This window comes from Streptomyces sp. NPDC087787 (assembly GCF_044743035.1).
GTDB lineage: Bacteria > Actinomycetota > Actinomycetes > Streptomycetales > Streptomycetaceae > Streptomyces.
This window is the reverse complement of the sequence record NZ_JBIUVQ010000006.1, coordinates 70,298-95,428: the sequence shown is the minus strand read 5'-3', so window position 1 is coordinate 95,428 and position 25,131 is coordinate 70,298. Positions and strand designations below refer to the sequence as shown.

Genomic DNA, 25,131 nt, shown 5'->3' with positions numbered 1-25,131 from the left:
TCGCGGGCGGGTGCGGACCGGTCGCGGGCGTCAGCCCTTGACCGCGCCCTGCATGATGCCGCCCACGATCTGCTTGCCGAAGATCGCGAAGACCAGCAGCAGCGGCAGTGTGCCGAGCAGCGCGCCCGCCATGATCAGGGACTGGTCGGGGGTGTAGCCGCGGCCCAGGCCGGCGAGGGCGACCTGCACGGTCGGGTTGCCGGTCTGGGTCAGGACCAGGAAGGGCCACAGGAAGTCGTTCCAGGTCTGCACGAACATCAGCATCCCCAGCACGGCCATCGCGGGACGTGCCGCCGGGAACACCACGTGCCACACCACGCGCCAACTGCTCGCGCCGTCCACCCGGGCGGCCTCGATGATCTCGTCCGGCAGCGCCTGAAGCAGGTACTGCCGCATGAAGAACACACCGAACGCGCTGACCAGCGACGGCAGGATCACTGCCTGCAACTGGTCGGTCCAGTCCAGCTTGGCCACCATCATGTACAGCGGGATGATGCTGAGCTGCGGCGGCACCATCATCGTGCCGATCACGATCAGCATCAGCGCGCCCCGGCCCTTGAAGCGCAGCTTGGCGAAGGCGAAGCCGGCGATCGTCGACAGGAACACGACCGTCGCCGCGGAGGTCCCCGCCACGATCGTGGTGTTGACGAAGGCCTTGCCCAGATTGGCGTCCGTCCAGGCGACCTGGAGGTTGTGCGTCAGGTTCGAGCCGAACCAGAAGGGCGGCGGGGTCTGCGCCAGCCGGTTGTTGTTCCGGGAGGCGGCGATCGCCGTCCACACCAGCGGGAACAGCGAGCCGATGGTGAACAGGGCCAGGATCACGTAGGCGATCGGGCCGGCGTGCAGCTGTCCGCCCGCGCGGGCGGCCTTGGGCCGGCGCGTCCGGCGGGGCGCCTCGGTCGGCGTCTCGGGTTCGGGTTCGGTCAGGGTCGTCGTCGTCACGGCCGGTACTCCTTAACTACTGGCGCGCAGCCGGCGCGAGATGACGTAGTTGACCACGCCGATCACGATCAGGATCAGGAACATCGTCCAGGCGATCGCGGAGGCCCGGCCCAGGTGCTGGTTCACCCAGCCCTGCTCGTACAGGTACAGACCCAGCGTCTGGAACTGGTGCTCGGCACCGCCGGAGGCGCCCTTGTTGGCGTCGAACAGCAGCGGCTCGCCGAAGACCTGGCTGGCGCCGATGGTCGACACCACGGCGGTGAACAGGATGGTCGGGCGCAGCTGCGGAAGGGTGACGTGGAAGAACTGCCGGAACCGGTTGGCGCCGTCCAGGGCCGCCGACTCGTACAGGTCGTTCGGGATGGCCTGCATCGCCGCGAGGTAGATCAGCGCGTTGTAGCCCGTCCAGCGCCAGATGATGATCGTGGAGACGGCTATCTGGGAGGGCCACTTGTCGTTCTGCCAGTCGACGTTGTCGAAGCCGGCCGAGTGCAGCACCCAGTTGATCATCCCGTAGTCGCGGCCGAAGAGCAGCACGAAGACCAGCGAGGCGGCGGCGATCGAGGTCGCGTACGGCGCGAGCATCGCGACCCGGTAGAAGGTCGTGGCGCGCAGCCGGTAGTTCAGGATGTGCGCCAGTCCCATCGCCATCAGCAGCTGCGGGACCGTGGAGATGATGCCGATGGTCAGGGTGTTCCGCGCCGCGTTCCAGAAGAACTCGTCGTCGAAGATCCGGGTGTAGTTGCGCAGCCCGGCCCATTCCATGTCGGTCGGCGCCGTCAGCTCCACCGTGTGCAGCGAGGCCCACGCGGTGTAGATCAGCGGGAACAGCCCGAAGGCGACGAACAGGAGGAAGAACGGCGAGACGAACGCGTACGGGCTCCACCGCATGTCCCGCTGCCAGCGGCGGGACAGCCGCGCCCGGCGCCGGTGCTCCGCGTCGGCGGCGTCGGTCTCCGCCGGGCGGCCCGGGGCCGCGCCCCCCTCCTCGGGGGGCGCGGCGGTGTCGTGCCGGGTGGCCATACCGGTCACTTCTCCAGGTTGTTGTCGATGGTCTTGGTGGCCGTCGTCCACGCGTCGGCGGGCGACTTGCCCTTCGTCACGAGGAAGACACCGTTGTCCGTCAGACCCTGCTGGACGATCTGGTCCTTCGGGCCGATCACCTGGACCGGGATGGACTTGGCGGCCTCCGCGAAGATCTTGCCGATGGGCGCGTCACCGGTCATCTCGTTCTTCGCGTCGGTCACCGACGGCATGGTGTACGCGCCCGGCGCGCTCGGGAAGCTGCCCTGGACGGCGAACAGCTTCGCCTGCTGCTCGGGAGCCGTCAGCCAGGTGATGAAGTCCGTCGCCTCCTTCACGTGCTTGCCGCTCTTGGGCACGGCCAGGAAGGAACCGCCCCAGTTGCCGCCCTTCGGCGGCACGGCCACGTCCCACTTGCCGGCCGCGTCCGGCTTCGACTTGCCCTTGATGGTGCCGAGCATCCACGGCGGGCAGGCGACGGTGGCGAACTTGCTGTTCGCGATCGTCTGGTCCCAGGCCGGCTGGAACTGCGTCTGCGACTGGAGCAGGCCCTCCTGGGCGGCCTTGGCCGTCAGGTTGAAGGCGTTCTTGACGGCGGGGTTCTTCTTGTAGATGACGTCGCCGGAGGCGTCGTAGAACTTCTCCTTCTCACTGCTGAGGATCGCGTTGATCAGACCGCCGGGGGAGTCCATGAAGTAGGTGCCGTTGGGCGCCTTCTTCTTGAACCTCTCGCCCGCCGCGACGAACTTGTTCCAGTCGCCCGCCCAGAGCTTGCCGACCTCGTCGCGGTCGGTGGGCAGACCGGCCTGCTCGAAGAGGTCCTTGCGGTAGCAGATCGCCATCGGGCCGATGTCGGTGCCGAGGCCGATGGTCTGGTTGTCCTTGGTGGTGGCCTGCTGCCACTTCCAGTCCAGCCAGTTGCTCTTGTCCACGCCCGAGGCCTTGGAGAGGTCCTCGAACTTGGCCGCCTGGGTGGCGACGACCTCGGCGATGTTGCCGACTTCGATGGCCTGGACGTCCATCAGGCCGCTGTTGGTGGTCAGATGGTTGACGAGCGCCGGGTAGTAGTTCTCATTGCGCTCGGTGACGTTCTCCTGGATCCTGATGTTGGAGTGCAGGTTCTCGTACTCGGTGTAGAGGCCGGCCTCCTTGAAGCCCATGGTGCCGAAGAGCCCCAAGGTGATCGTGACCTTGTCACCGCCGTTGCCACCGCCGCCGGACGAGCCGGCCTTGTCTCCGCTGTCGCTGGAGCAGCCGGCCAGCAGCCCGGCCCCCAGCGACGCGGCTGCCGCCAGGACCACCGCCTTGCGGGCGATGGGTGTGCCCCCACTCGGACGAAGCCGAGAAGGGGCGAGGAAACGTGCTCGCATTGCGTCCTCCTGTTGCCCTGACGTGCCGACCCCCCGGCCAACTGCATGTTGGGCCCGTTTTACTCGCTGCGGCTCGGGCGGGGAACGTGCGGGTTGTGTATGTGTCAGGTACTGTGGGAGCGCTCCCACCAGTGATGTGTTGAAGAGTCGCGGGTTCGAGCGGGGGTGTCAAGGGTGTGAGCGAGGACAAATGCGTTCAGTTATCGGCCTGTTAGCTAACGCGGAAGGGTGAGGTTCGCGTCCCGGACATGCGGAGCCGCTCCTTCCCCGGAGGCCGCCGCGGCGGCCCCGGGCACGGCGTGCGTTCTCGGGAGACTGTTACATTCCAGGCCAAGGCGGTTTCGACGGCGGAAAGGCGGAGCCAATGACAGGCCACGGAGCGCGGGGCCGGAGCGGCGGCCGGCCGACCCTCGAAGAGGTCGCCGCGCGGGCCGGCGTCGGCCGGGGCACCGTCTCACGGGTGATCAACGGCTCGCCCCGGGTCAGCGACGCCACCCGGGCCGCGGTCGAGGCCGCGGTCGCCGAACTCGGCTACGTCCCCAACACGGCCGCCCGCGCCCTCGCCGCCAACCGCACCGACGCGATCGCCCTCGTCGTGCCCGAGCCGGAGACCCGCTTCTTCGCCGAGCCCTACTTCTCGGACATGCTGCGGGGTGTCGGAGCCGGACTGTCGGACACGGAGATGCAGCTGCTGCTGATCTTCGCCGGCAGTGACCAGAAGCGGCAGCGGCTGGCCCAGTACCTGGCCGCGCACCGGGTGGACGGCGTCCTGCTGGTCTCGGTGCACGCCGACGACCCGCTGCCGGACATGCTGTCCCAGTTGGAGATCCCGGCCGTGATCAGCGGTCCGCGGTCGGCGGGCGAGACCCTGACCTCGGTGGACTCCGACAACTACGGAGGCGCCCGCTCCGCCGTGGAGCACCTGCTGGCCCACGGCTGCCGCACCGTCGCCCACATCACCGGCCACATGGACGTCTACGGTGCCCAGCGCCGCGTCGACGGCTACCGCGCCGCCCTGCGCGACGCGGGCCACGAGGTGGACGAACTCCTCGTGGCGCAGGGTGACTTCACCGAGGGCGGCGGCCGCCGCGCGATGACGCGCCTGCTGGCCCACCGCCCCGACCTGGACGCCGTCTTCGCCGCCTCCGACGTCACGGCCGCCGGCGCCCGCCAGGTGCTGCGCGAGGAGGGCCGCCGCATCCCCGACGACGTGGCCCTTGTCGGCTACGACGACTCCGCCATAGCCCGCCACATGGACCCGCCCCTGAGCAGCGTCCGCCAGCCCATCGAGGAGATGGGCCGCGCGATGATCGACCTCCTGCTGAACGAGATCGCCGACCGCCGCCCGGCGGTGTCCCGCGGGCTGGAACGCAGGCAACTCGTGCTGCCTACGGAACTGGTGGTGCGGGCGTCGTCGTAACGGCCCCCGGCCCTGGTTCGCCGCGGTGGGTGGCTCCCGCCGCGACGAGAAGGGCGACGGTCTCGGCATGGGAATCGGCCACCGCCCACTCCAGGGGCGTACGGCCCGTGCCGTGATCCTCACGGAGATTCGGATCGGCGCCGTGCGCCAGCAGTTCGCGCACGGTCTCGGTGTGCCCCCAGCAGGCGGCCGCGCACAGGGGCGTGCCCTCCGACCCGCGCCCGCTCTCGGTGTCCGGACAGGCCCCGGCCGCGAGAATCAGCCGGACCGTCTCGGCATCCCCTTGCACGGACGCCGCATAGAGCGGAGTGGTGCCCTCCCTGTCCGCTCGCTCCGGATCGGCCCCGAGCCGCAACAGCGCCTCCGCGCGGGCGGTGTGACCCAGCATGGCCGCGTCGACGAGATGCCGGGAGAGCTTCTTGCGCCGGCGTCGGTTCATGGCCGGAGAGTAGCGGCTTCCGGTCCGGAGAGCCGATGGATATCAGCTCTCTGCCTCCAACACGTCGTACCCGTCGCACCCGACGGAGCCGGGAGTGAGGAGACGGCAGCGTGCCCGCCCTACAGTGAGGCCATGCCGGAAGAGCAGCACAAGGTGGCCGTGGACAGCGGAGTCGAGATCCCGGTCCCCGCCGACGGGGAGGTCTGGGCGGCCGGAGCGGTCATCCTCGACCGCGACGGCCGGGCCTTCGCCCAGAGGCGCGGCCCGGACCGGCGGCTCTTCCCCGACTGCTGGGACATCGTCGGCGGCCACGTCGAGCCCGGCGAGTCCTTGCTGGACGCCCTCGCCCGCGAAGTCGAGGAAGAGACCGGCTGGCGCCTGCGCCGGGTGCGGCGCCTGCTCGGGATCACCGCATGGACCGGGGACGACGGCAGCGGCATGAGACGGGAGGCCGACTACCTCGTCGAAGTCGACGGCGACCTGAATCACCCCGCCCTGGAATGGTCCAAGCACACCGCCTACGACTGGTTCGGCCCGGACGACCTTCCCCGGCTCAGGGAGAACCGAGCCCCCGGCGAACACCTCATCCACGACGTGATCGCGAAGGCTCTGCGAAACCCACCCGCCCGGCCCTGAACGGCCGGGCGGGCACGACTGCGGCCCGTCCGTGGGGGGCACACCACGGTCGTCGTGTGCCCCCGTCCCGAGCCCGGTTCAGAACAGTCCCTTGTAGCCCTTCCAGCCCGTCGCGATCTTTGTGCGGGCCCCGAACGAGCCCCGGCCGTCGCCCTTCTGGAGCCACAGGTTCCCCGAGGTGTCGCGCGCCACCAGGTCGGGCCTCCCGTCCGAGGTGATGTCGCCGACGCCGACGACCGCGTTGTACGAGGCACCCCACTTCGAGAACAGCTTGACCCGTTTCGTCGACAGCCCGCCCTTCGTCCCGTAGTACCGGTACAGAGTGCCGTTCTTGTGCCGTGCCAGCACGTCCCCGAGGCCGTCGCCGTTCAGGTCGCCGACTCCGACGATCTTCGTGTACGAGCCCCAGCCCGAGGCGATCTTCTTCCCGGCCGCCAGCGTGCCGTCGGGCTTCGCCGCGAAGAGGTACATCGCGCCCGTCGACGCCTTCCGCGCCAGCAGGTCGGTCAGCCCGTCGCCGGTGAGGTCCCCGGGCGCGGTGAGTATGTCGTAGGCCTTCCAGCCGGTGCCGCCGCTCAGCGTCCGGTACGGGGTCGAAGGCGTGAGCGGTTTTCCGCATGCGGGCCGGTACGCCCGCAGCGATCCGTTCGCCATCCGTACGAGGACGTCGTTGCACTTGTCCTTGTTCAGGTCCCCGAAGGGCACGGCGACCACTGAGGTGGGCCAGCCGCGCCCCGACGTCTTGCCGGAGAACTTCCCGGCGCCGTTCCCGTGGTGAAACGTGAGGGTCCCGTGCGAGTCGAGCGTCAGCAGGTCCGCGATCGCGTCGGGCGACGCCCCGGACCCCGCGTAGTCGCGCGGGACGGGCTGACCGCGGAGGAGCCGGACCGTCCCCTGGCGGCGCAGCGCCGCCCCCTGGCCGTCCGCCGGGTTCGCGGTGAGCTCCCAGGTGTACCGGCCGTTCGGCAGCGGGGTCTTGTACTTCTTGGCCGGGTCCATGCCCGTCCACTGCACGTCGAGCCGCCCGCGGGTGTCGCCGCCCTGGCGCCGGTCGACCACCCGGTTGGTGTTCTTGTCCCGGACCACGAGCGTCCAGGACGCGACCGGCTTGGAGAACACGCCGTCGAAGACCGCCGTCCCGCGCATGCCCGCGCGATCCGCGGGCCATTCGGCGTTGACGGATGTGGCCTCCGCCTCCCGCAGGGTGATCAGGGACTGGGTGGTGGTGCCCCCGGACGGCACGAGGTGGATGCGTTCCTGCGCGTCCACGTACGCGACGTTGCCGCTGTACCTGTCCACGGTCCAGCGGACGTGGCGCTGCGAGGTCCCGGTGTCGGGCAGTTCGCCGATGACCCGGGTGCTGGGAGAACCGGAGCTCACCGTGGTGAGGTTCAGCTTCCCGGCCTGCCGGTCGTGGGTGACGACGTAGCCGTCGCCGAGCAGCGCCTCCCCGGAAGGGACGGCCACCGCGGTCTTGTTCGTACGGTCGTACACCCCGGCGGGCCCGTCGGCGCCGCAGCTCCAGTACAGCCAGCGGCCCACGGCCTGCAACTCCTGCGGAACACAGCTCGCGCCGGTGTCGACGGTCTCGACCGCCTTCTTCGAGACGAGGTCGAGCGCCGAGACGCCGCCCGGCGTGGCAGCGGGCGTCCAGAGCCGGTTCTCCCAGACGGCGGCGGCGCTGGGGCTGCGCGTCAGAAGGACGTCGTCGTCCAGGCGGTAGACGGACTGCTTTTCGGGGGTGGTGTGGATCAGGTACCTGCCCGAGACGTCGGTGATCCGTCCGCCGGCCGGCACGCTGCGCTGGTAGTAGTCGTACTTGCCGGGGCCGTGGACCCGGAGCAGGTCCGATCCGCCGCTCCGGCGCTCGATCCAGGCGATGCGCCCGTCGCCGACGTCGAAGACCGACGCGCAGCCGGGGTCTGCGACCGGGCAGTCGTCCATGACCACATCGGATGTCGGGGTCAGGCGGGTGTGCTCGCCGTACTCGGGGGTGCCGGTCGCGGCCACGTTCCGGACGTAGGGGGTGCGGCGGCCGTTCGCCATCTCGGCGTCGACGAGTCTGCCCTGACTCAGGACGAGCCCCTCGACCGGGACGACCGGCCGGGGCAGTGGCCTGACCGTGGTGACGACGGGCGCGCTGTCGTCGCCGGGGCGGATGTGCTGGATGCCGCGGTCGTCGAGGGTGGCCGACGTGCGGCCGATGGCGAGGGCCGTGCCGTCGGGGGCGGCCACCAGGCCGGTGCCCGACCCCGTGACCACGGCGATGGACTGCCCGCCCGCGACCGGCGTCGCCTTGAGGGTGGTGATGGCACCGGGGCGGTAGACCAACCAGTCGCCGACGAGGGCCAGTTCGTGGCCCGGTTTGGAGAAGCCACTGTCCAGCGCGACCTCGACCGGCGTCGCCGACACGTCGGAGCGGGGCAGCACCAGCACGGTGGACGCGGTGGAGCTGTAGACCACGATGTGGTCGGGGGAGATCCTCGCCCGGTAGTAGCCGCTGGGCAGCCGCTGCGTCCAGCCCTGGACCCGGCCCGTCTCCCGGTCGACGAGGACCATCCGGTCCGTGCCGTCCCTCTGCCGGCTCTGGAACAGCACGCTGGTCGCGTCGGCCCCGTGCGGCTGGCCGAGCACCATGTCCTCCGGCGCGCCGACGACCGGCACGTCGCGGGTGGTTCCGTCAGGGCCGCTGGTCAGCAGATGCATGACCCGGGTGGATGTCCCGTCCCCGGTGGCGGAGTTGCGAAAGGTGACGACGGTGGTGCCGTAGACGGAGAGCACGCTCTGCCCCTCGGGGACGTGCACCGTACGGGTCGTCCCGTCGGAGGCGTCCCACAACTCCACCCGGTCGGGGTAGCGGTACGCGAGTACGTCGCTGCCCGTCGCTTCCTTGAAGTACGAGCCTTCCGGTTTCGGTACAGGGACCGGCGCGCCGCCGCCGTAACGCGACCAGACGAGACCGGAGTAGCCCTCGAGCTGGTGGAAGAAACCCTGGCTGCCGGCGCCGTCCGCGCCGGTCAGGGTGTTGGCGGCATAGAGCGAGGCCGAGGTGTAGGTGTTGCGCAGGGCCGCCGGGACGACGGTCTCCTGAGGTACGGCAGGCGCCGCGGAGGCGACGCCGGGTGCCAGCGGACCGGTACCGGCCAGTAGGGCAGCGAATGCGGTGACGACGATACCGGCGGGTCTCGCACCACGGTGGTGCACAACGGCATTGCGGAACAAGGATGCCCCTCCGAGAAGCCCGAGGGGTGGGCGATGTCGTCCATGACGACCCGGCTCCCAGCCGTCGCGTCCCCCCGGAAAGTCGGCTGATATTACCGCCATCGGGCGTCACGGCTGTGCATGAGGAGAACGAAAGAGGCCGATGACCTTGTTGTTGCAGGTCATCGGCCTCTTCGAGGAGGGTGAGTGACGGGACTCGAACCCGCGGCATCCTGGACCACAACCAGGTGCTCTACCAGCTGAGCTACACCCACCATGACCGGTCACAGGGATTCTGCGGTTTCCCCGACCGGCCGAGAAGAAGTCTACAGGGTCCGAAGGGGTGCTCGCGCACAGGTTTCGCGGCGCCCCTTCGAGGGACCCCGCTAGACCTTCTGAGCAGGCAGGACGTGCTTCGCCGCGATCGCCTTGGCGGTGTCGGAGTCGGGGCCGGGCTGCGGGACGAAGACGGCCTCGCGGTAGTAGCGCAACTCCGCGATGGACTCGCGGATGTCGGCCAGGGCGCGGTGGTTGCCGTTCTTCTCCGGGCTGTTGAAGTACGCCCGCGGGTACCAGCGCCGGGCCAGCTCCTTGATCGAGGACACGTCCACGATCCGGTAGTGCAGGTAGCCCTCCAGCGCCGGCATGTCGCGCAGCAGGAAGCCGCGGTCGGTGCCGACCGAGTTTCCGCACAGCGGGGCCTTGCCGGGCTCCTTCACGTGCTCCCGCACGTAGGCCAGGACCTGCTCCTCGGCGTCCTTGAGCGTCGTGCCGCCGGCCAGCTCGGCGAGCAGGCCGGACGCGGTGTGCATCTCACGCACCACCTCCGGCATCGTCTCCAGCGCCGAGTCCGGCGGCCGGACGACGATGTCGACTCCCTCGCCGAGTACGTTCAGCTCGGAGTCGGTGACGAGGGCGGCCACCTCGATGAGCGCGTCGTCGGACAGCGAGAGGCCGGTCATCTCGCAGTCGATCCACACCATGCGATCGTTCATGTGTCTCACCTTACGGCGCCCCGCCGCGACCCGGACCGACCGTGCGGCGACCTAGTCCGACAGCGGCCGCTGCCAGCACGGGCGGGTGGACGGGACCCGGAGGTCCGTCCGCCCGCCCGTCGCGGGTCAGGAGCCGCCGCGCTGGCCCGGAACGCTCACCGACAGCGCCGCCGCGGTGCGGCGGGACTGGTGAGGAACCTGGCTCTCCGGGTGGAAGGAGGGCAGCGGCGACACGGGGCCGGCCGGGGGCGCCGCGGAGTGCGGTCCCGGGCCGCCCGGCATGCCGGCCGTTCCCGAGGCGAGGTCGCCGTCGCCCTGCCGCTCGTTCTGCGGACGCCGTGCCCGGTAGGCCGCCCGGTACGCCGCCGGGGACGAACCCAGCTGCCGCCGGAAGTGGCCGCGCAGCGCCACGGGGGAGCGGAAGCCGCAGCGGCCCGCCACCTCGTCGACCGAGTAGTCGGACGTCTCCAGCAGCCGCTGCGCCTGGAGCACCCGCTGGGTGATCAGCCACTGCAGCGGCGCGCTCCCGGTCAGGGAACGGAAGCGGCGGTCGAACGTACGCCGGCTCATGTACGCCCGCGCGGCCAGCGTCTCCACGTCGAACTGCTCGTGGAGGTGCTCCAGCGCCCAGGCGACGACCTCGGCGAGCGGGTCGGCGCCGATCTCCTCCGGTAAAGAGCGGTCCAGGTAGCGTTCCTGGCCTCCGCTCCGGCGAGGCGGGACCACCAGCCGCCGGGCCAGCGCGCCCGCCGCCTCGTTGCCGTGGTCCGAGCGCACGATGTGCAGGCACAGGTCGATTCCGGCCGCCGTGCCCGCCGACGTCAGCACGTCGCCGTCGTCGACGAACAGCTCTCTGGGATCCACGTGCACCGACGGATAGCGCTTGGCCAGCGTCGGCGCGTACATCCAGTGCGTGGTCGCCGGCCGGCCGTCCAGCAGGCCGGCCGCGGCGAGTACGAACGCCCCGGTGCACAGGCCCACGATGCGGGCCCCCTCCTCGTGCGCACGGCGCAGCGCGTCGAGCGCCTCCGCCGGCGGCGGCGAGGTGATCGAGCGCCAGGCCGGCACGACGACCGTGCCCGCCCGCGAGATCGCCTCCAGGCCGTTCGGCGTGGTGAGTTCCAGGCCCCCGGTGGTCCGCAGCGGGCCGTCCTCGCCCCCGCACACCAGCAGTCGGTAGCGCGGTACGCCGGCGTCCTGGCGGTCAACCCCGAACACCGACAACGGTATGGAACTCTCGAAAATGGGGCCGCCGCTGAACAGCAGCACCGCGACGATCTCCTTGCGGCGTCGCCCGGAAAGCTTCCGGGCCGCCGTTTCCGGCGCGGCAGTGGAGTCGTGGCTCATACTGCTAAGCCCCCCTCGGTGGTCGCGGCTCCTCGGTTGTGTCGCTCCTGCACGTTTCCCCTCGGTCCTGCACGAGTCCCCCGCCGTAAGACAGTCAAGATCGAATCTACTGCGTCCCGCCGTGCCGTGTTGACCAGTTCGTCACCCGGCACATTGTCGACATGGCAACTTGGCGTGAAGCATTCGATCACGAAGCGTTGCACTCGGGGAGCGTGCAGGGAAGTGCGCCTCGTCGTGGTGGCCAATCCCCGTAGGGTGCACGAGGTCGCAAAGACCCTTTCCTTGCAGGTGGAACGGGGGGTGGGGGGTGCTTCGGCCGGAGAATGCACAGATTCGAGAAGTTGGCTGAAAAGATGCGCCTGCGTGCGCAAAAACCGGTCAGCCGACCGGTGCCGTTCCGCCCGGGTCCCGACCGCCCCGGTGTGCCCCGGGTTCCGTCCTGTGGTGGCGGCCGTGGTGCGCAGCGCGTTCCTCGGCGCGGAGCCGGGCCGCCGCGCGCTCGCAGCGGCGCAGCAGTACGCCACAGGCGCCGGTGACGGCCGCGAGACCCAGGCCGGTGCCGGCGGCGCCGGCGAACGACGTGCCGTACCAGAGCAGGACCAGGGGGACGAGGGCGGAGGCGAAGGCGGCCCAGCGCACCACCTCGCCCGCGGTGTCGCCCGTGGCGGCCCCGGGCGTCGCGGTGTCCTGCCCGGTGTCCGACGCGCTGTCCCGCGGGGGAGGCAGGCCTCGGTCGGGAACGGTACGAGGTCCGGACACGGCGTGCTCCCTACGGCGGCGGCTCCCCGGGATCAACGCGTGTTCCAGGGGTCGGTCACTGTGCGGCACAGGGGCGGGCTCGCCGCGGCCTCCCGCCGGCGCCCTCCGCTACCGTGTTCCCACCCGTCGCGGAAAGTGAATCCCGCACATACCGCCTGTACGGGGCAGCAACCATTGCGTTACGGGCGTGGCTCGTGCATGCTCCGGGGAACCGCCACGGAGAGTGCGCGGGATCTGGGCTAAGGAGGCGTGCCGCCGTACCCTTGGGGGTATGGGGACGGGAAGACCATTCCCGGACACAGCTTCGCCGCAGACTGTCGTCCCCGACAAAGGATCACCTCGCCGAGACAGCCATGGCCGGTCACGAATTCTTCGAACCCGCGGACCGCAAGCGACCGCTCGCCGACCCCACGGCGGCCGATCCCCTGGCGGCGGAAGAGTCACGCCATCCCTGCGATCCGGCGTTCAAGCACGGCGTCGTCGTCGGCTTCGACGGGTCCACCTCCAGCGAACGTGCCCTCGCCTATGCGATCGGCATGGCGCATCGCACCCACTCGGGCCTGATCATCGTCCACGTCGCCAACCGGCTGCCCACCACGGTGTGGGCGGGGTGCGAGCCCCCCGTCTTCGTGGACGTGCCGGACCACCGCACCGAGGTCCTCGGCCTCGAACTCGCCTGCGCGGAGTACCTGGCGGAGGTGCCGTGGATCCTCGTCGAGCGCGGCGGCGACATCTGCCACGAACTCGAAGAGGTCGGCAAGGAGTACGAGGCGGACGCGATCGTCGTGGGCTCCACGCACGGGCTCGTGGGGCGCCTGTTCGGCTCGGTGGCGGGCCGGCTCGCCAAGCGCGCGCAGCGGCCGGTCGTCGTCATCCCCTAGCCGGCTCCCTCCGCTGACTCCCCTTCTCTTCACGGCGCGTACGTTTCCGCGAAAATACCGGCACGCAGAGGTGTTTGTGCCCTTGTGAAGGGCATATACCGGTCACCGCACAACTGCGCAGGCATGAAGGGAGCTTGCCGTGGCCAACGACGTCTCTGCGGGAAGCACCACGACCACCATCCTCGGCCGACTCGCCCTCGGTGTGACCCTGCTGGCCTTCGGCCTCGGGTACACCGAAGTCATCAACGGAGTGACGGCGAACGACGCGGTGACACTCGCTCACTATGTGGGCGGCGTCGCGCTGTTCGTCGCCGGACTGCTGGCCTTCCGCGATCGCGACACCGCGACCGGTACGGCCTACGGCGCACTTGGCGCCCTCTGGTTCACCTGGGCCGTCTCGGCGGGAAGCCAGGTGTCCGCCAACGGCGCGGGACTCTTCCTGCTCCTGTTCGCCCTCGTGGCCCTGACGTTGACGCTCGCCGGCGGCGATGTCCTCGGCCAGGGCACCTACGGTCTGTTCTTCGTCTCTCTGGTGCTGCTCGCCATCGCACGGTTCGCCGACACCGGCGGTCTGGCGAAGGTGGGCGGCTGGTTCGCCGTGGCGGCGGGAGCGGTCGCCTGGTACGCGGCGACGGCGGCGCTCGCCCACTGGCCCACGGAACTTCCGCGGCGCGCTGCGGGCCGGGGGGTGACGGCCACCGGTTAGCCGCGCGGGCTGGGGAGTGGGGTGGGTTGCTCCCCGGCAGGTGAGAACGGACCCCCGCGTGTGGGTGGCACACGTGGGGGTCCGGTCTGTTTGTTCTGCCCGTGCGGGTGCGTGGGGGCTGGTCGCGCCCACGCGGCGGAGCCGCATGTCGATGCAGCCCCGCGCCCCTTCGGTGCGCCCCTGCGAGGCGACCTACAGGGGGCTGCTACTCCACCGTCACCGACTTGGCGAGGTTCCTGGGCTTGTCGATGTCACGGCCCAGGGCCAGGGCCGTGTGGTAGGCGAGGAGTTGGAGGGGGATGCCCATGAGGATGGGGTCGAGCTCGTCCTCGTTCTTGGGCACGACGATCGTCTGGTCGGCCTTCTCCTGCTCCTGGTGGGCGACGGCGAGGATCCTGCCGCTGCGGGCCTTGATCTCCTCCATGGCCGCGCGGTTCTTCTCCAGCAGGTCGTCGTCCGGCACGATCGCCACCGTCGGCAGGGCGGGCTCGATCAGGGCCAGCGGGCCGTGCTTGAGCTCGGAGGCCGGGTAGGCCTCGGCGTGGATGTAGGAGACCTCCTTCAGCTTCAGGGAGGCCTCGCGGGCCACCGGGTAGCCCCGGACCCGGCCGATGAAGAGCATCGAGCGGGCGTCGGCGTAGTCCCGGGCCAGCCGCTCGATCTCCTCCTCCTGCTTCATGATCTCGGAGATCTGCTCCGGCAGCTTGCGCAGTCCCTCGATGATCCGCTTGCCGTCGCGCACCGACAGGTCGCGGATGCGGCCCAGGTGCAGGGCGAGCAGCGCGAAGGCGACGCAGGTGTTGGTGAAGCACTTGGTGGACACCACGCAGACCTCGGGCCCGGCGTGGACGTAGATGCCGCCGTCCGCCTCGCGGGCGATGGCGGAGCCCACCACGTTGACGACGCCGAGCACCCGCGCGCCCTTGCGCTTGAGCTCCTGCACGGCCGCCAGCACGTCGTACGTCTCACCGGACTGGGAGACCGCGATGTACAGCGTGTCGGGGTCGACCACCGCGTTGCGGTAGCGGAATTCGGAGGCCGGCTCGGCGTCGGCGGGGATGCGGGCCAGCTCCTCGATCATCTGGGCGCCGATCATGCCCGCGTGGTAGGAGGTGCCGCAGCCGAGGATCTTCACCCGGCGCACCGCGCGCGCCTCACGGGCGTCGAGGTTGATGCCGCCGAGGTGCACCGTGGCGAACCGGTCGTCGATCCGGCCGCGCAGCACCCGGTCCACGGCCTCGGCCTGCTCGTGGATCTCCTTGTGCATGTAGGTGTCGTGGCCGCCCATGTCGTAGGAGGCCGCCTCCCACTCCACGGTGGTCGGCTCGGCGGTGGTGCGGGTGCCCTCGGTGGTGTACGTACGGAAGTCGTCGGCCTTGAGGGTGGCCATCTCGCCGTCGTCGAGGGTGACGATCTGCCGCGTGTGGGTGACCAGGGCGGCGATGTCGGAGGCGACGAACATCTCCTTCTCGCCGATGCCGAGCACGACCGGCGAGCCGTTGCGGGCCACCACAATCCGGTCGGGGAAGTCCGCGTGCAGGACGGCGATGCCGTAGGTGCCCTCGACCATGCGGACGGCGGCGCGGACCTTCTCCTCCAGCGTGTCCGCCTCGGAGCGGGCGATGAGGTGGGTGAGCACCTCGGTGTCGGTCTCGGAGAGGAACTCCACGCCGTCCGCCTGAAGCTTGCGGCGCAGGTCGGAGGCGTTGTCGATGATGCCGTTGTGCACGAGGGCGACCTTGTTGTCGGCCGACATGTGCGGGTGGGCGTTCACGTCGGAGGGGGCGCCGTGGGTGGCCCAGCGGGTGTGGGCGATGCCCGTGGTGCCCTTGAAGCGCGCCGGCACCTTGGCCTCGAGGTCGCGGACCCGGCCCTTGGCCTTGACCATCTTCAGACCCGCCGTCTTCGGCGAGGTGACGGCGATGCCCGCGGAGTCGTAGCCGCGGTACTCCAGACGCTGAAGGCCTTCCAGGAGCAAGGGGGCGACGTCACGCTTGCCGATGTATCCGACGATTCCGCACATGTACAGGTACCCCTCAGCCATAGACGATCCGGCGCAGCTGCCGGAGGGAGAGTTCCGGCGGTGCCACCGCGCGGTACTGCAGGTCCGCCCCGATCCGTTCGAAGATCTCCGCGTTCACCAGGCCCTGGGCCTGGAGCTCGCGGTGGCGGCGACGGACGAACTCCTCGGTCGTCTCGTCGAAGTAGGCGAGCACGTCCTGGACCACCCGGAGTGCCTCGCCCCGGTTCAGGGGCGTGGACCGCGTCAGATGATCAACAAGTTCGTCGTGCACCCGGTGGATTCTGGAGTAAGGGGCGGGCTTTCGCAAGAAACCTGCCCGATTTCGGGCAGGGGAGTGTCGGTGGGGCCGTTCGGGGCGGCCCGCGGTGATGTCGGTGAGCGCGAGTGTGCGGGTCCCGGGGCGCCGCCGTCCAGGACTCACCCGCCCTCGCTCTGGATGATTTCCGTCATCGGGAGATTGTTTCGCCGCATCTGCGGGAGAGTGGTCCATACCGTCGGGGCTCCGTGGAGTCCCCGAGCCGAACGAAGGGAGCGCATGTGAGACGGCACCACAGCACGACTCCCCGCGGAATCCGGATGCCCAGGACCAGTCGGGCCCTGGGCTCGCTGCTGCTCGTGGCCGCGGCCGGGGCCTTCGCCGTGGGCGCGACGCCCGCCGGTGGGGCGGCGCCCGCCGGTGGGGCGGCGCCCGCGCCGGCCGCGACACCGCTGGGCCAGGTGGTCCCGGCCCCGGCCTCCGTCCAGGCGGGCGGAAACCCGTACCGCGTCACGGCGGGCACCCGCATCCGCGTCGACGGCTCCCCGGAGGCGCGCCGGGTGGGCGAGTATCTCGCGGACGTCCTGCGGCCCTCCACCGGCTACCGCCTGCCGCTGACCACCCAGGGCAAGGGCGGCATCCGCCTGCGGCTGGCCAAGGGGTCGTACGGCGCCGAGGGCTACCGGCTGGACAGCGCGGCGAGCGGGGTGACGATCACCGCGGGGGAGCCGGCCGGCCTCTTCCACGGAGTGCAGACCCTGCGGCAGCTGCTGCCCGCCGCCGTCGAGAGGAAGTCCGTGCAGCCGGGCCCGTGGCTGGTCGCCGGCGGCACCATCGAGGACAGCCCGCGCTACGCCTACCGGGGCGCCATGCTCGACGTCTCCCGGCACTTCTTCACCGTCGCGCAGGTCAAGCGCTACATCGACGAACTCGCCCTGTACAAGATCAACGAGCTGCATCTGCACCTGAGCGACGACCAGGGCTGGCGCATCGCCGTCGACTCCTGGCCGCGCCTTGCGGCCCACGGCGGCTCGACGCAGGTCGGCGGCGGCACGGGAGGCCACTACACCAAGGCCGACTACCGGGAGATCGTCCGCTACGCCGCCTCCCGCCATCTGGAGGTCGTCCCCGAGATCGACATGCCCGGCCACACCAACGCGGCCCTCTCCTCCTACGCGGAGCTGAACTGCGACGGCGCGGCGCCCCCGCTGTACACGGGCACCCAGGTCGGGTTCAGCTCGCTGTGCGTGTCCAAGGAGATCACCTACGACTTCGTGGACGACGTCGTCCGCGAGCTCGCCGCCCTCACCCCCGGCCGTTACCTGCACATCGGCGGTGACGAGGCGCACTCCACCAGCCACGACGACTACGTGAAGTTCATGGACCGGGTGCAGCCCGTCGTCGCCAAGTACGGCAAGACGGTGATCGGCTGGCACCAGCTGACCGGCGCCACCCCGGCCAAGGGCGCGCTCGCTCAGTACTGGGGCCTGGACTCCACCAGCGCGGCGGAGAAGGCCCAGGTCGCCCGGGCCGCGCAGAACGGCACCGGGCTGATCCTGTCCCCGGCCGACCGGGTGTACCTGGACATGAAGTACACCAAGGACACCCCGCTCGGACTGGCCTGGGCCGGCTATGTCGAGGTGCGGCGGTCCTACGACTGGGATCCGGGCGGCTACGTGCCGGGCGCCCCCGCCTCCGCGATCCGCGGTGTCGAGGCGCCGCTGTGGTCGGAGACCCTGTCCACCTCCGCCGACATCGACGCCATGGCCTTCCCCCGGCTGCCAGGCGTCGCCGAACTCGGCTGGTCGCCCGCGGCCACGCACGACTGGGACACCTACCGGACGCGTCTGGCGGCCCAGGCGCCGCGCTGGGACGCGCTCGGGATCGGCTACCACCGCTCCCCGCAGGTGCCCTGGCCGGCGCGGTAAGGACAGCGGCGGGAACAGCGCCGGGAACACGCGCGACGGGCACCCCGGAGGACCGTACTCCGGGGTGCCCGTCCGTCCGGGCCGGAACTCAGCGCCCCGCGAGGGGATTGCGCAGGGTTCCGGCGAGCTGGAGCGCCCCGGAGGGGTCCGCGAGGTCCACCATCTGGCGGTTGTCGCGCAGTTGGAGCCGGTTGAGGCAGGACAGGGCGAACTCGGGGGCGAACAGGTCGTACCGAGCGAACTTCCAGGCGAGTCCGGGCACCGACTCCTGGTACTCGCGGACCGCCTCGGCCACCGACTGCCAGAAGTCGTCCTCCGCCAGGACCCCCTCGGCGGCGAGAGTCGCGGCCAGGAAGCGGAAGAAGCAGTCGAAGACGTCCGTGAACAGGGACAGCAGCTTCTGCTCGTCCGGGACCTCCACCCGGATCCGCCGCACCTCGGGCGGCAGCGCGGCGTCCGGGTCGAGCACCGCGATCTCCTCGGCGATGTCCTTGAAGACCGCCCGCCGCACCTCGCCGTCCTCAAGCACCAGGATCACGTTCTCGCCGTGCGGCATGAACACCAGGTCGTAGGCGTAGAAGCTCTGCAGGAGAGGGGTGAGGTAGGCGCGCAGGTAGCCGCGCAGCCACTGCCGAGGGGACAGCCCGGAGCGCTCGATCAGGGCGCCCGCGAAGGACGCGCCCTCGTGATCGACGTGCAGCAGCGAGGCCATGGTGGCCAGGGACTCGCCGTCCCGCAGCGAGGGCAGCGGGCTCTCGCGCCACAGCGCGGCCAGCATCTTCCGGTACGGCGAGTAGCGGTCCGTCGCCTCCTCGTACTCCAGGTGCCGGTAGCCGACGGCCGCCCGCTCGCGGATGATCGTCAGACCGGTCGACTTCAGCACCGGATCGTCGGCGATGAGCTGGGCCAGCCAGTCGTTGATGGCCGGGGTGGCCTCCATGTAGGCGGCCGAAAGGCCGCGCATGAAGCCCATGTTGAGCACGGACAGCGCGGTCTTGACGTAGTGCCGGTGCGGGTTCGTGCGGTTGAAGAGGGTCCGGACGGACTGCTGGGCCAGGTACTCGTCGTCGCCCTCGCCCAGGCAGACCAGGTGCCTGCGGGCGATCTCGGCGGCGAAGGTGACGGTGAGCTTGTTCCACCATTGCCAGGGGTGGACGGGCATGAGCAGGTAGTCGGCGGGGTCGAGGCCCTTGCCGGTGAGCCGGGCGTGGAAGCGCTCGACGGTCTTGGCGCCCAGCTCCTCGCGCAGGAACGCCTCGTACTCGATGCCGACGCCCGCCGTGAACGCCGCCCGTGAGCGGTGCGCGGCCAGCCACACCAGCCGGACGGGGCTCGCGGTCTCGGGGGCGTACGACAGGTACTCGTGACCCCCGAAGCCGAGCCGCCCGTTGTTGGCGACGAAGCAGGGGTGGCCCTCGGTCATGCCGCTCTCGATGTCCTGGAACGAGCCCTTCGCCAGCTCGGCGGCGGTGACCCGCGGCTTGGACAGCTTGTAGCAGGTGCTCGCCAGGGTGGAGGAGATCTCCTCCAGGTAGACCGGCAGGATCTCGTCGCTCAGTCCCAGCGACGTCTTGAACTCGATGAAGAAGTCCAGTGCGGCGAGGGGGAGTTCGGCGCCGCCGCGCCGGCGGGAGATCGAGTCCGGGTCCACCTGCCAGTGGTCGAGGGCGCGGCGGACGGCGGTGAAGCGGTAGCGGGTGAGACCGTCGTCGCTGTCGACGGCGAAGTGGCCGCCGTCCGGCCGGGGGGCGAGCAGCCGCTCGTGCGTGAACTCGGCGAGCGCCTTGCGTATGAGCAGGCGGTTGGCGGTCTCCCAGTGCTCCGGGGAGAGGTGGGACACGGCGTCGGCGAGGGTCATGCGGCCACCCCCGTCGCCGCGGTGAACCGCTCCCGGGTGCAGAAGCTCAGCAGCGCCGTCTTCTCGGGCTTCCGGACCTCCCGCTCCGGCACGAAACCGACCGCTTCGTTCAGCGCCTGCACGGCCGTGTTGCGCACGTCGGGCTCCACCACGACCCGTCGGGTCGCCGGATCCTCGAACAGGTGCCGCATCACGGCGGTGAGCACGGCCCGGGTGAACCCGTGCACGGGCGTGTCGGTCGGCGCGACCAGGAAGTGCATGCCGACGTCACCGGGCTCCGGCTCGTACAGCCCCACCAGCTCGCGGTGGGCCGGGTCGTACCGCTCCATCAGGAAGGCGGGCTCGCCGTCGTGCAGGCCGACGAAGGCGTCGTGGTGGGGGTCGGCGGCGATCTCCGTGTAGGCGCGTTCGACGTCCGTGAGCGTCGCGTCCTGCATCATCCAGAACGTCGCCTTGGGATGGGTGACCCAGCCGTGCAGCGACTCGGCGTCCTTCAGCGGGTCGAGCGGACGGAACGTGAGGGTCATACGGCGAACTCCTGGAAGGCGATGGACTTCTCGACCGGGTAGTGCTCGGCGCCCAGCAGCTCGCGGATGATGCAGCTGTTGCGGTACGCGCCCATGCCCAGGTCGGGGCTGGTGACGCTGTGGGCGTGCACGCCGCCGTTCTGGAGGAAGACGCCCCGGCCGGTGACGTCGATGGCGTAGTTGCGGCCGATGTCGTGGTTGCCGTGGGAGTCGTAGCGCAGCCGGTCCCGGATCGGCTTCAGGAACTCCGGTTCGGCGTACCGGTAGCCGGTGGCCAGGACCAGGCCCTCGGTGCGCAGCTCGAAGTCCTTCCCCTGCTCCTCCTGGCGGAAGGTGAGGGTGTACGCGCCGTCGTGGTGAGTCGCCCCGGTGAGCGCGGAGTTGGTGAGCAGACGGGTGGGGACGGGGCCGGAGAGGTTCTTCTGGTAGAGCAGGTCGAAGATCTCGTCGAGCAGGGTGCCGTCGATGCCCTTGAACAGGCCCTTCTGCTGCTCGGTGAGGCGGTAGCGGGTCTGCTCCGGCAGCGCGTGGTAGTAGTCGATGTACTCCGGGGAGGTCATCTCCAGGGTGAGCTTGGTGTACTCCAGCGGGAAGAACCGCGGGGAGCGGGTGACCCAGTTCAGCCGGTAGCCGTGGACGTCGATCTCGCCGAGCAGGTCGTAGTAGATCTCCGCGGCGGACTGGCCGCTGCCCACCAGCGTGATCGACTCCTTGCGCTGGAGCTCCGCCTTGTGCTCCAGATAGCGGGAGTTGTGCAGGAAGTCGCCGGTCAGGCCGCGGCAGGCCTCGGGGAGGTACGCGGGTGTGCCCGTGCCGAGCACCAGGCGGCGGGCGCGGTACGCGGCTCCGGTGTGCGTGCGCACGGTGTACAGCTCGTCGCCCTCGTCGTACGTCACCTCGGTGACCGTCGAGCCGAAGCGGACGCTGCTCAGCCGGGACGCCGCCCACCGGCAGTAGTCGTCGTACTCGACGCGCAGCGGGTAGAAGTTCTCCCGGATGTAGAACGAGTACAGGCGGCCCTTCTGCTTCAGGTAGTTGAGGAAGGAGAACGGGGAGGTCGGGTCGGCCAGGGTGACCAGGTCCGACATGAACGGGGTCTGGAGGTGGGCGCCGTCGAGGAACATGCCCGAGTGCCACTCGAAGTCGGGCTTGGACTCCAGGAAGACGCCGTTCAGTTCGGCGATCGGCTCGGTGAGGCAGGCCAGGCCGAGGTTGAAGGGGCCCAGGCCGATGCCCACGAAGTCATGGGTCTCGTAGGGGGCTTCAGGACGCGCGGTCAAGGGACTCTCCCAGGTACTGCTCGGCGTGGCCGGCGATCAGATCGAGGACGGCGGTGAGGTCGTCGGTCGTGGTCTCGGGGTTGAGCAGGGTGAACTTCAGGTAGTGGCGGCCGGCGACCTTGGTGCCCGCGACCGCCGCGTCGCCGGAGGCGAACAGGGCCTTGCGGGCGTGGAGGTTGGCGCGGTCGATCTCGGCCGGGTCGGTGACGGCAGCCGGGACGTAGCGGAAGACCAGCGTGGACAGCGACGGTTCGACGACGACGTCGAACCGCGGGTCGGAGGCGAGCAGTTTCCAGCCCGCGGCGGCCAGGTCGCACACCTCGTCGAAGAGCTGCCCGATGCCGTCGGCGCCCATCACGCGCAGGGTCATCCACAGCTTGAGGGCGTCGAAACGGCGGGTGGTCTGCAGGGACTTGTCGACCTGGTTGGGGATGCGCTCGGACACCGCGCGGCGCGGGTTGAGATAGTCCGCGTGATAGGTGGCGTGCCGCAGGACCGAGGCGTCCCGGACCAGTACGGCGGAGGAACTCACCGGCTGGAAGAAGGACTTGTGGTAGTCGACGGTGACCGAGTCGGCGCGTTCGATGCCGTCGAGCAGCTCGCGGCGGGTGGGGGAGACCAGCAGGCCGCAGCCGTAGGCCGCGTCGACGTGCAGCCAGGTGCCGAACCGTTCGCACAGCTCGGCGATCTCGGGCAGCGGGTCGATGGAGCCGAAGTCGGTGGTGCCGGCGGTGGCGACCACGGCCATCGGGACCAGTCCGTCGCGGCGGCAGCGCTCCAGCTCATGGGCGAGCGCGAGGGTCTGCATGCGCTTGTCGTGGTCGACCGGGACGACGACCACCGACTCGGCTCCGAGACCGAGCAGTCGCGCGGACTTGCGCACACTGAAGTGGCTCGCCTCGGAGGTGAGGATCCGCAGCTCGGAGAGCGGCGTGCCGCCGGTCTCCTCGCGGGCCAGCAGCAGCGCCTGGAGGTTGGACTGCGTTCCGCCGGAGGTGAACACGCCGTCGGCGCCGGGGCCGAGGCCGATCCGGGCGGCCGTCCAGTCGATGAGCTTGCGCTCGATCAGGGTGCCGCCCGCCGACTGGTCCCAGGTGTCGAGGGAGGAGTTGACGGCCGACAGCACGGCCTCGCCCAGCACCGCCGGGATGACGACCGGGCAGTTGAGGTGGGCGAGGTAGCGGGGGTGGTGGAAGTAGACGGCGTCCTGGAGGTAGACCTCCTCCAGCTCGTCGAGGGCCGCGGTGGTGTCGTTCAGCGGCCGGTCCAGGTCGATCCGCTCGATGCGGCGGGCGAGGACGTCGGGGGTCACGCCCGTGAACGGCCGTTCGGTGGCGGCCAGTCGGGCGGCCACCCGCTCCACTCCTTCTTTCACGGACCGGCGGTAGTGCTCCGCGGTCAGGTCGTTGAGCAGGTGTGAGCGCATGTGGGGGTCCTCCGCTGGGGTGGGGACGGTCCATGTGGGACGGAAAGCGGCGCGTTTACTTAGGTTAGCCTAACCTAAGTTGATCTACGTCGGGCGTTGCCCCGCCGTGACCGGTGTCACTCCTGCGTGCGCAACTGCTCCTCGCTCAGACCGTGCCGCCAGTAGCCCACGAAGGTGACGCGGCGGCGGTCGGTCCCCCGCTCGCCGACGAAGTGCCGGCGCAGCGCCCGGACGCACCCGGACTCTCCCGCGAGCCAGACGTACGGCCGTTCTCCGATGGGGAGTCGGGTGCCGCGCAGCGCGGCGAGCGCCATCGGGGACCCCGCCGGGCGGGCCGGTTCGCGCACCAGCCAGGTGACCTCGGCGTCGGCGTCGGTCGCCGCGTCCTGGATGTCGCCCGCGTGCCCCACCTCCAGCCAGGCGCGCACCCGCGTGCCGGCCGGCAGGGACTCCAGGATCGCGGTCGCGGCGGGCACGGCGGTCTCGTCGCCCCACATCACCACCAGATCGTTGTCCTCGGGCGGGCGGAAGCGGATCGCCCGGTTGTCCGCGACCGCCGGGCCGAGCAGCAGGACGCGGTCGCCGGGCGTGGCGCGGGCGGCCCAGCGGGAGGCGGGCCCGGCGGGCGCCGCGGCGCCCGGCTCCAGGCCGTGCAGGGCGAAGTCGATGTCGATCTCGCCGGGCCCGCGGCGCAGCGACCGCAGGGTGTACGAACGCATCACCGCCCGTACGTCGTCAGGGAGTTCGCGCCAGCCATGCCACCATCCCTCGCCGAGTTCGATCGGCACCACCGGCTCGGTCTGGCCCGGCTGCGGCAGGAACAGGGAGAGGGACTGGTCGCGTCCGTCGGAGTGGAAGGCGTGCAGGTCGGGCCCCGCGAAGGTGACCCGGACGAGAGACGGGCCGAGCTGCCTCGTCCGTACGACCCGGAGGGAGAAGAAACGGAACGGGGCGGCCACGGCCGTCGTCATGAGTGCTCCCGAGTCGGCGTCAGGGGGCTTGTGTGTGGGGGGTGGTGGACCGATGACGGGGCGGGTCAGGCGACCTTCTTCGCCGTCTCGATGGCCCTCGCGAGGTTCTCGAGCAGCGGGGCGCACTTGTCGTAGGACAGGATCGGCTCGGGGTTGCGCGCGATGACCTGCCGCGCCTTGACCGCGGGGAGCTTCTTCCAGGTGCCCTGGGTGATGTCGGGGGGCTGGATGGCCGAGGTGCGGTTGTCCATCATGATGATGTCCGCCGCGTACTTGTCGGCGTTTTCCCAGCTCAGGGACTCGTACCAGCCGCCGCCCTCCTTCTTGGCGCTCTCCGGGGGCTCGACGAAGTGCACGCCGAGTGCCTTGAAGTACTCCAGGTCGATGGAGAGGTTGGTGCCGGAGACGTAGAACAGGTCCTGGCTCGCGGAGCCCGCCAGTACCTTGATGTCCGGCTTCGCCCGGGCGGCGGCGCGCAGCCGGGCGGCCGCGTCCTCGAACCGCTTCCTGGCCTGCTTCACCTTGTCGCCGGTGACATCGGCACCGAGCGACTTGGCCAGCGCGAGCATGCGCTCCAGCGGCTCCGTGAGCTGCCGGTCGTAGACGGAGATCCCGGCGGTGGGGGCGCCGACGGCGAGGATCTTCTTCGTCGACTCCTCCGGGACGTACCAGAGGGTGCCCGCGTCGTCGAACATGGTGGAGACGAGCAGGTCGGGGGCGAGGGACGCGTACTTCTCGATGTTGAACTGGCCCCACTCGTTGCCGAGCACCGTCACCTTGCTGACGTCCATGTCGCCGGCCTGCACATCGGCCTTGCCGTCCTTGGTCGTCGTCGGGCCGAAGACGCCCTCGACCCGGACGCCGTAGTCGTGCAGCGCGGCGGCGACTCCGACGAAGGCGACGATGCGCGAGGGGACCTTGTCGGCCTTCACGGTCTGCCCCCGGTCGTCCTTGAACGACCACGGACCGGAGGCGCCCTTGGCCGCCTTGCCACCCGAACCGCCGCTTTTCGCGTCGCCGTCACCACAGGCCGCGAGCACGGCACCGAGGCCGATGGCGCCGCCCGCGGCGAGGATGCCGCGGCGGGAGAGAAGGGTGGCACGGGCGTTGGGCATGGGTGTGACTGCTTTCGAACGGGGCGGA

At 70.5% G+C, this 25,131-nt stretch carries 21 protein-coding genes and 1 tRNA gene; 5 read left to right on the top strand and 17 right to left on the bottom strand.

Annotated features, from left to right (window positions below; all coding sequences use genetic code 11):
- Nucleotides 1-30: 30 nt before the first annotated feature.
- The 3 genes from ACIOWN_RS11885 to ACIOWN_RS11875 are packed head-to-tail and all read right to left on the bottom strand — an operon-like array spanning nt 31 to nt 3,335.
- Nucleotides 31-942 carry a carbohydrate ABC transporter permease gene (locus ACIOWN_RS11885; RefSeq protein WP_362347990.1) on the bottom strand — a complete coding sequence of 304 codons (912 nt, stop codon included), beginning with the start codon at nt 940-942 and terminating at the stop codon, nt 31-33.
- 12 nt (nt 943-954) lie between these two features.
- Nucleotides 955-1,965, bottom strand: a complete 1,011-nt coding sequence (locus tag ACIOWN_RS11880; protein WP_362347988.1) for a sugar ABC transporter permease — start codon at nt 1,963-1,965, stop codon at nt 955-957.
- A gap of 5 nt (nt 1,966-1,970) precedes the next feature.
- Nucleotides 1,971-3,335, bottom strand: a complete 1,365-nt coding sequence (locus ACIOWN_RS11875; protein ID WP_362347986.1) for an extracellular solute-binding protein — start codon at nt 3,333-3,335, stop codon at nt 1,971-1,973.
- A gap of 364 nt (nt 3,336-3,699) precedes the next feature.
- Here ACIOWN_RS11875 and ACIOWN_RS11870 point away from each other — a divergent pair, with 364 nt between their 5' ends.
- On the top strand, nt 3,700-4,755 hold the full coding sequence (locus ACIOWN_RS11870; protein ID WP_401981824.1) for a LacI family DNA-binding transcriptional regulator: 1,056 nt from the start codon (nt 3,700-3,702) through the stop codon (nt 4,753-4,755).
- On the opposite strand, the gene ACIOWN_RS11865 is transcribed toward ACIOWN_RS11870, so the two are convergent.
- Nucleotides 4,724-5,194, bottom strand: coding sequence for an ankyrin repeat domain-containing protein (locus ACIOWN_RS11865; protein ID WP_401784768.1), 471 nt, complete (start codon nt 5,192-5,194; stop codon nt 4,724-4,726). The genes ACIOWN_RS11870 and ACIOWN_RS11865 overlap by 32 nt on opposite strands.
- Nucleotides 5,195-5,326: 132 nt before the next feature.
- Here ACIOWN_RS11865 and ACIOWN_RS11860 point away from each other — a divergent pair, with 132 nt between their 5' ends.
- Nucleotides 5,327-5,830, top strand: a complete 504-nt coding sequence (locus tag ACIOWN_RS11860) for an NUDIX hydrolase (protein ID WP_401737793.1) — start codon at nt 5,327-5,329, stop codon at nt 5,828-5,830.
- Nucleotides 5,831-5,908: 78 nt separating this feature from the next.
- On the opposite strand, the gene ACIOWN_RS11855 is transcribed toward ACIOWN_RS11860, so the two are convergent.
- From ACIOWN_RS11855 to ACIOWN_RS11835, 5 genes are all read right to left on the bottom strand, one after another.
- Nucleotides 5,909-9,034 (bottom strand): FG-GAP repeat domain-containing protein, encoded by a 3,126-nt coding sequence (locus tag ACIOWN_RS11855; RefSeq protein WP_401784766.1) that lies wholly within the window; start codon nt 9,032-9,034, stop codon nt 5,909-5,911.
- A gap of 199 nt (nt 9,035-9,233) precedes the next feature.
- A tRNA-His gene (locus ACIOWN_RS11850) sits at nt 9,234-9,306 on the bottom strand.
- A gap of 111 nt (nt 9,307-9,417) precedes the next feature.
- Entirely contained in the window at nt 9,418-10,026 is a 609-nt protein-coding gene (orn, locus tag ACIOWN_RS11845; protein WP_326802553.1) for an oligoribonuclease, read from the bottom strand.
- 126 nt (nt 10,027-10,152) lie between these two features.
- Nucleotides 10,153-11,373 carry a helix-turn-helix domain-containing protein gene (locus tag ACIOWN_RS11840; protein WP_326802552.1) on the bottom strand — a complete coding sequence of 407 codons (1,221 nt, stop codon included), beginning with the start codon at nt 11,371-11,373 and terminating at the stop codon, nt 10,153-10,155.
- 378 nt (nt 11,374-11,751) lie between these two features.
- Nucleotides 11,752-12,132, bottom strand: coding sequence for a hypothetical protein (locus ACIOWN_RS11835; protein ID WP_326802551.1), 381 nt, complete (start codon nt 12,130-12,132; stop codon nt 11,752-11,754).
- A 353-nt stretch (nt 12,133-12,485) separates the two neighbouring features.
- Here ACIOWN_RS11835 and ACIOWN_RS11830 point away from each other — a divergent pair, with 353 nt between their 5' ends.
- Nucleotides 12,486-13,013, top strand: coding sequence for a universal stress protein (locus ACIOWN_RS11830; protein WP_326802550.1), 528 nt, complete (start codon nt 12,486-12,488; stop codon nt 13,011-13,013).
- Between the two features lie 139 nt (nt 13,014-13,152).
- Entirely contained in the window at nt 13,153-13,719 is a 567-nt protein-coding gene (locus ACIOWN_RS11825; RefSeq protein WP_326802549.1) for a GPR1/FUN34/YaaH family transporter, read from the top strand.
- A 205-nt stretch (nt 13,720-13,924) separates the two neighbouring features.
- On the opposite strand, the gene glmS is transcribed toward ACIOWN_RS11825, so the two are convergent.
- Together glmS and ACIOWN_RS11815 are read right to left on the bottom strand one after the other, a co-directional pair.
- Entirely contained in the window at nt 13,925-15,742 is a 1,818-nt protein-coding gene (glmS, locus tag ACIOWN_RS11820; RefSeq protein ID WP_401982132.1) for a glutamine--fructose-6-phosphate transaminase (isomerizing), read from the bottom strand.
- Between the two features lie 13 nt (nt 15,743-15,755).
- Nucleotides 15,756-16,013, bottom strand: coding sequence for a hypothetical protein (locus ACIOWN_RS11815; protein WP_362347967.1), 258 nt, complete (start codon nt 16,011-16,013; stop codon nt 15,756-15,758).
- 305 nt (nt 16,014-16,318) lie between these two features.
- Between ACIOWN_RS11815 and ACIOWN_RS11810 the strand changes: the two genes are divergently transcribed.
- Nucleotides 16,319-17,926 carry a beta-N-acetylhexosaminidase gene (locus ACIOWN_RS11810; RefSeq protein WP_401981821.1) on the top strand — a complete coding sequence of 536 codons (1,608 nt, stop codon included), beginning with the start codon at nt 16,319-16,321 and terminating at the stop codon, nt 17,924-17,926.
- 88 nt (nt 17,927-18,014) lie between these two features.
- Here the strand turns inward: ACIOWN_RS11810 and ACIOWN_RS11805 are convergent, their stop codons facing one another.
- From ACIOWN_RS11805 to ACIOWN_RS11780, 6 genes are all read right to left on the bottom strand, one after another.
- Nucleotides 18,015-19,784, bottom strand: a complete 1,770-nt coding sequence (locus ACIOWN_RS11805; RefSeq protein WP_362347963.1) for an IucA/IucC family siderophore biosynthesis protein — start codon at nt 19,782-19,784, stop codon at nt 18,015-18,017.
- Complete coding sequence (locus tag ACIOWN_RS11800; RefSeq protein ID WP_362347961.1) at nt 19,781-20,311, bottom strand: GNAT family N-acetyltransferase; 531 nt, start codon at nt 20,309-20,311, stop codon at nt 19,781-19,783. Before ACIOWN_RS11800 ends, ACIOWN_RS11805 begins: the two co-directional genes overlap by 4 nt.
- Nucleotides 20,308-21,591, bottom strand: coding sequence for a lysine N(6)-hydroxylase/L-ornithine N(5)-oxygenase family protein (locus tag ACIOWN_RS11795; RefSeq protein WP_401981818.1), 1,284 nt, complete (start codon nt 21,589-21,591; stop codon nt 20,308-20,310). Before ACIOWN_RS11795 ends, ACIOWN_RS11800 begins: the two co-directional genes overlap by 4 nt.
- Nucleotides 21,575-23,017: a lysine decarboxylase DesA gene (gene desA / locus ACIOWN_RS11790; RefSeq protein WP_362347957.1), complete on the bottom strand. Its 1,443-nt coding sequence runs from the start codon at nt 23,015-23,017 to the stop codon at nt 21,575-21,577. The genes ACIOWN_RS11795 and desA overlap by 17 nt, the downstream gene beginning before the upstream one ends.
- Before the next feature lie 116 nt (nt 23,018-23,133).
- Entirely contained in the window at nt 23,134-23,988 is an 855-nt protein-coding gene (locus ACIOWN_RS11785) for a siderophore-interacting protein (RefSeq protein ID WP_401981815.1), read from the bottom strand.
- Nucleotides 23,989-24,053: 65 nt separating this feature from the next.
- Nucleotides 24,054-25,103, bottom strand: coding sequence for an ABC transporter substrate-binding protein (locus tag ACIOWN_RS11780; RefSeq protein ID WP_401981813.1), 1,050 nt, complete (start codon nt 25,101-25,103; stop codon nt 24,054-24,056).
- Between the last annotated feature and the right edge of the window lie 28 nt (nt 25,104-25,131).

Coding starts and splice junctions, on each gene's coding strand:
- glmS (WP_401982132.1), bottom strand. CDS start 15,742: ATGTGCGGAATCGTCGGATACATCGGCAAGCGTGACGTCGCCCCCTTG.
- ACIOWN_RS11870 (WP_401981824.1), top strand. CDS start 3,700: ATGACAGGCCACGGAGCGCGGGGCCGGAGCGGCGGCCGGCCGACCCTC.
- ACIOWN_RS11780 (WP_401981813.1), bottom strand. CDS start 25,103: ATGCCCAACGCCCGTGCCACCCTTCTCTCCCGCCGCGGCATCCTCGCC.
- ACIOWN_RS11785 (WP_401981815.1), bottom strand. CDS start 23,988: ATGACGACGGCCGTGGCCGCCCCGTTCCGTTTCTTCTCCCTCCGGGTC.
- ACIOWN_RS11865 (WP_401784768.1), bottom strand. CDS start 5,194: ATGAACCGACGCCGGCGCAAGAAGCTCTCCCGGCATCTCGTCGACGCG.
- ACIOWN_RS11840 (WP_326802552.1), bottom strand. CDS start 11,373: ATGAGCCACGACTCCACTGCCGCGCCGGAAACGGCGGCCCGGAAGCTT.
- ACIOWN_RS11860 (WP_401737793.1), top strand. CDS start 5,327: ATGCCGGAAGAGCAGCACAAGGTGGCCGTGGACAGCGGAGTCGAGATC.
- ACIOWN_RS11810 (WP_401981821.1), top strand. CDS start 16,319: ATGCCCAGGACCAGTCGGGCCCTGGGCTCGCTGCTGCTCGTGGCCGCG.
- ACIOWN_RS11830 (WP_326802550.1), top strand. CDS start 12,486: ATGGCCGGTCACGAATTCTTCGAACCCGCGGACCGCAAGCGACCGCTC.
- ACIOWN_RS11875 (WP_362347986.1), bottom strand. CDS start 3,335: ATGCGAGCACGTTTCCTCGCCCCTTCTCGGCTTCGTCCGAGTGGGGGC.
- ACIOWN_RS11800 (WP_362347961.1), bottom strand. CDS start 20,311: ATGACCCTCACGTTCCGTCCGCTCGACCCGCTGAAGGACGCCGAGTCG.
- ACIOWN_RS11805 (WP_362347963.1), bottom strand. CDS start 19,784: ATGACCCTCGCCGACGCCGTGTCCCACCTCTCCCCGGAGCACTGGGAG.
- desA (WP_362347957.1), bottom strand. CDS start 23,017: ATGCGCTCACACCTGCTCAACGACCTGACCGCGGAGCACTACCGCCGG.
- ACIOWN_RS11880 (WP_362347988.1), bottom strand. CDS start 1,965: ATGGCCACCCGGCACGACACCGCCGCGCCCCCCGAGGAGGGGGGCGCG.
- orn (WP_326802553.1), bottom strand. CDS start 10,026: ATGAACGATCGCATGGTGTGGATCGACTGCGAGATGACCGGCCTCTCG.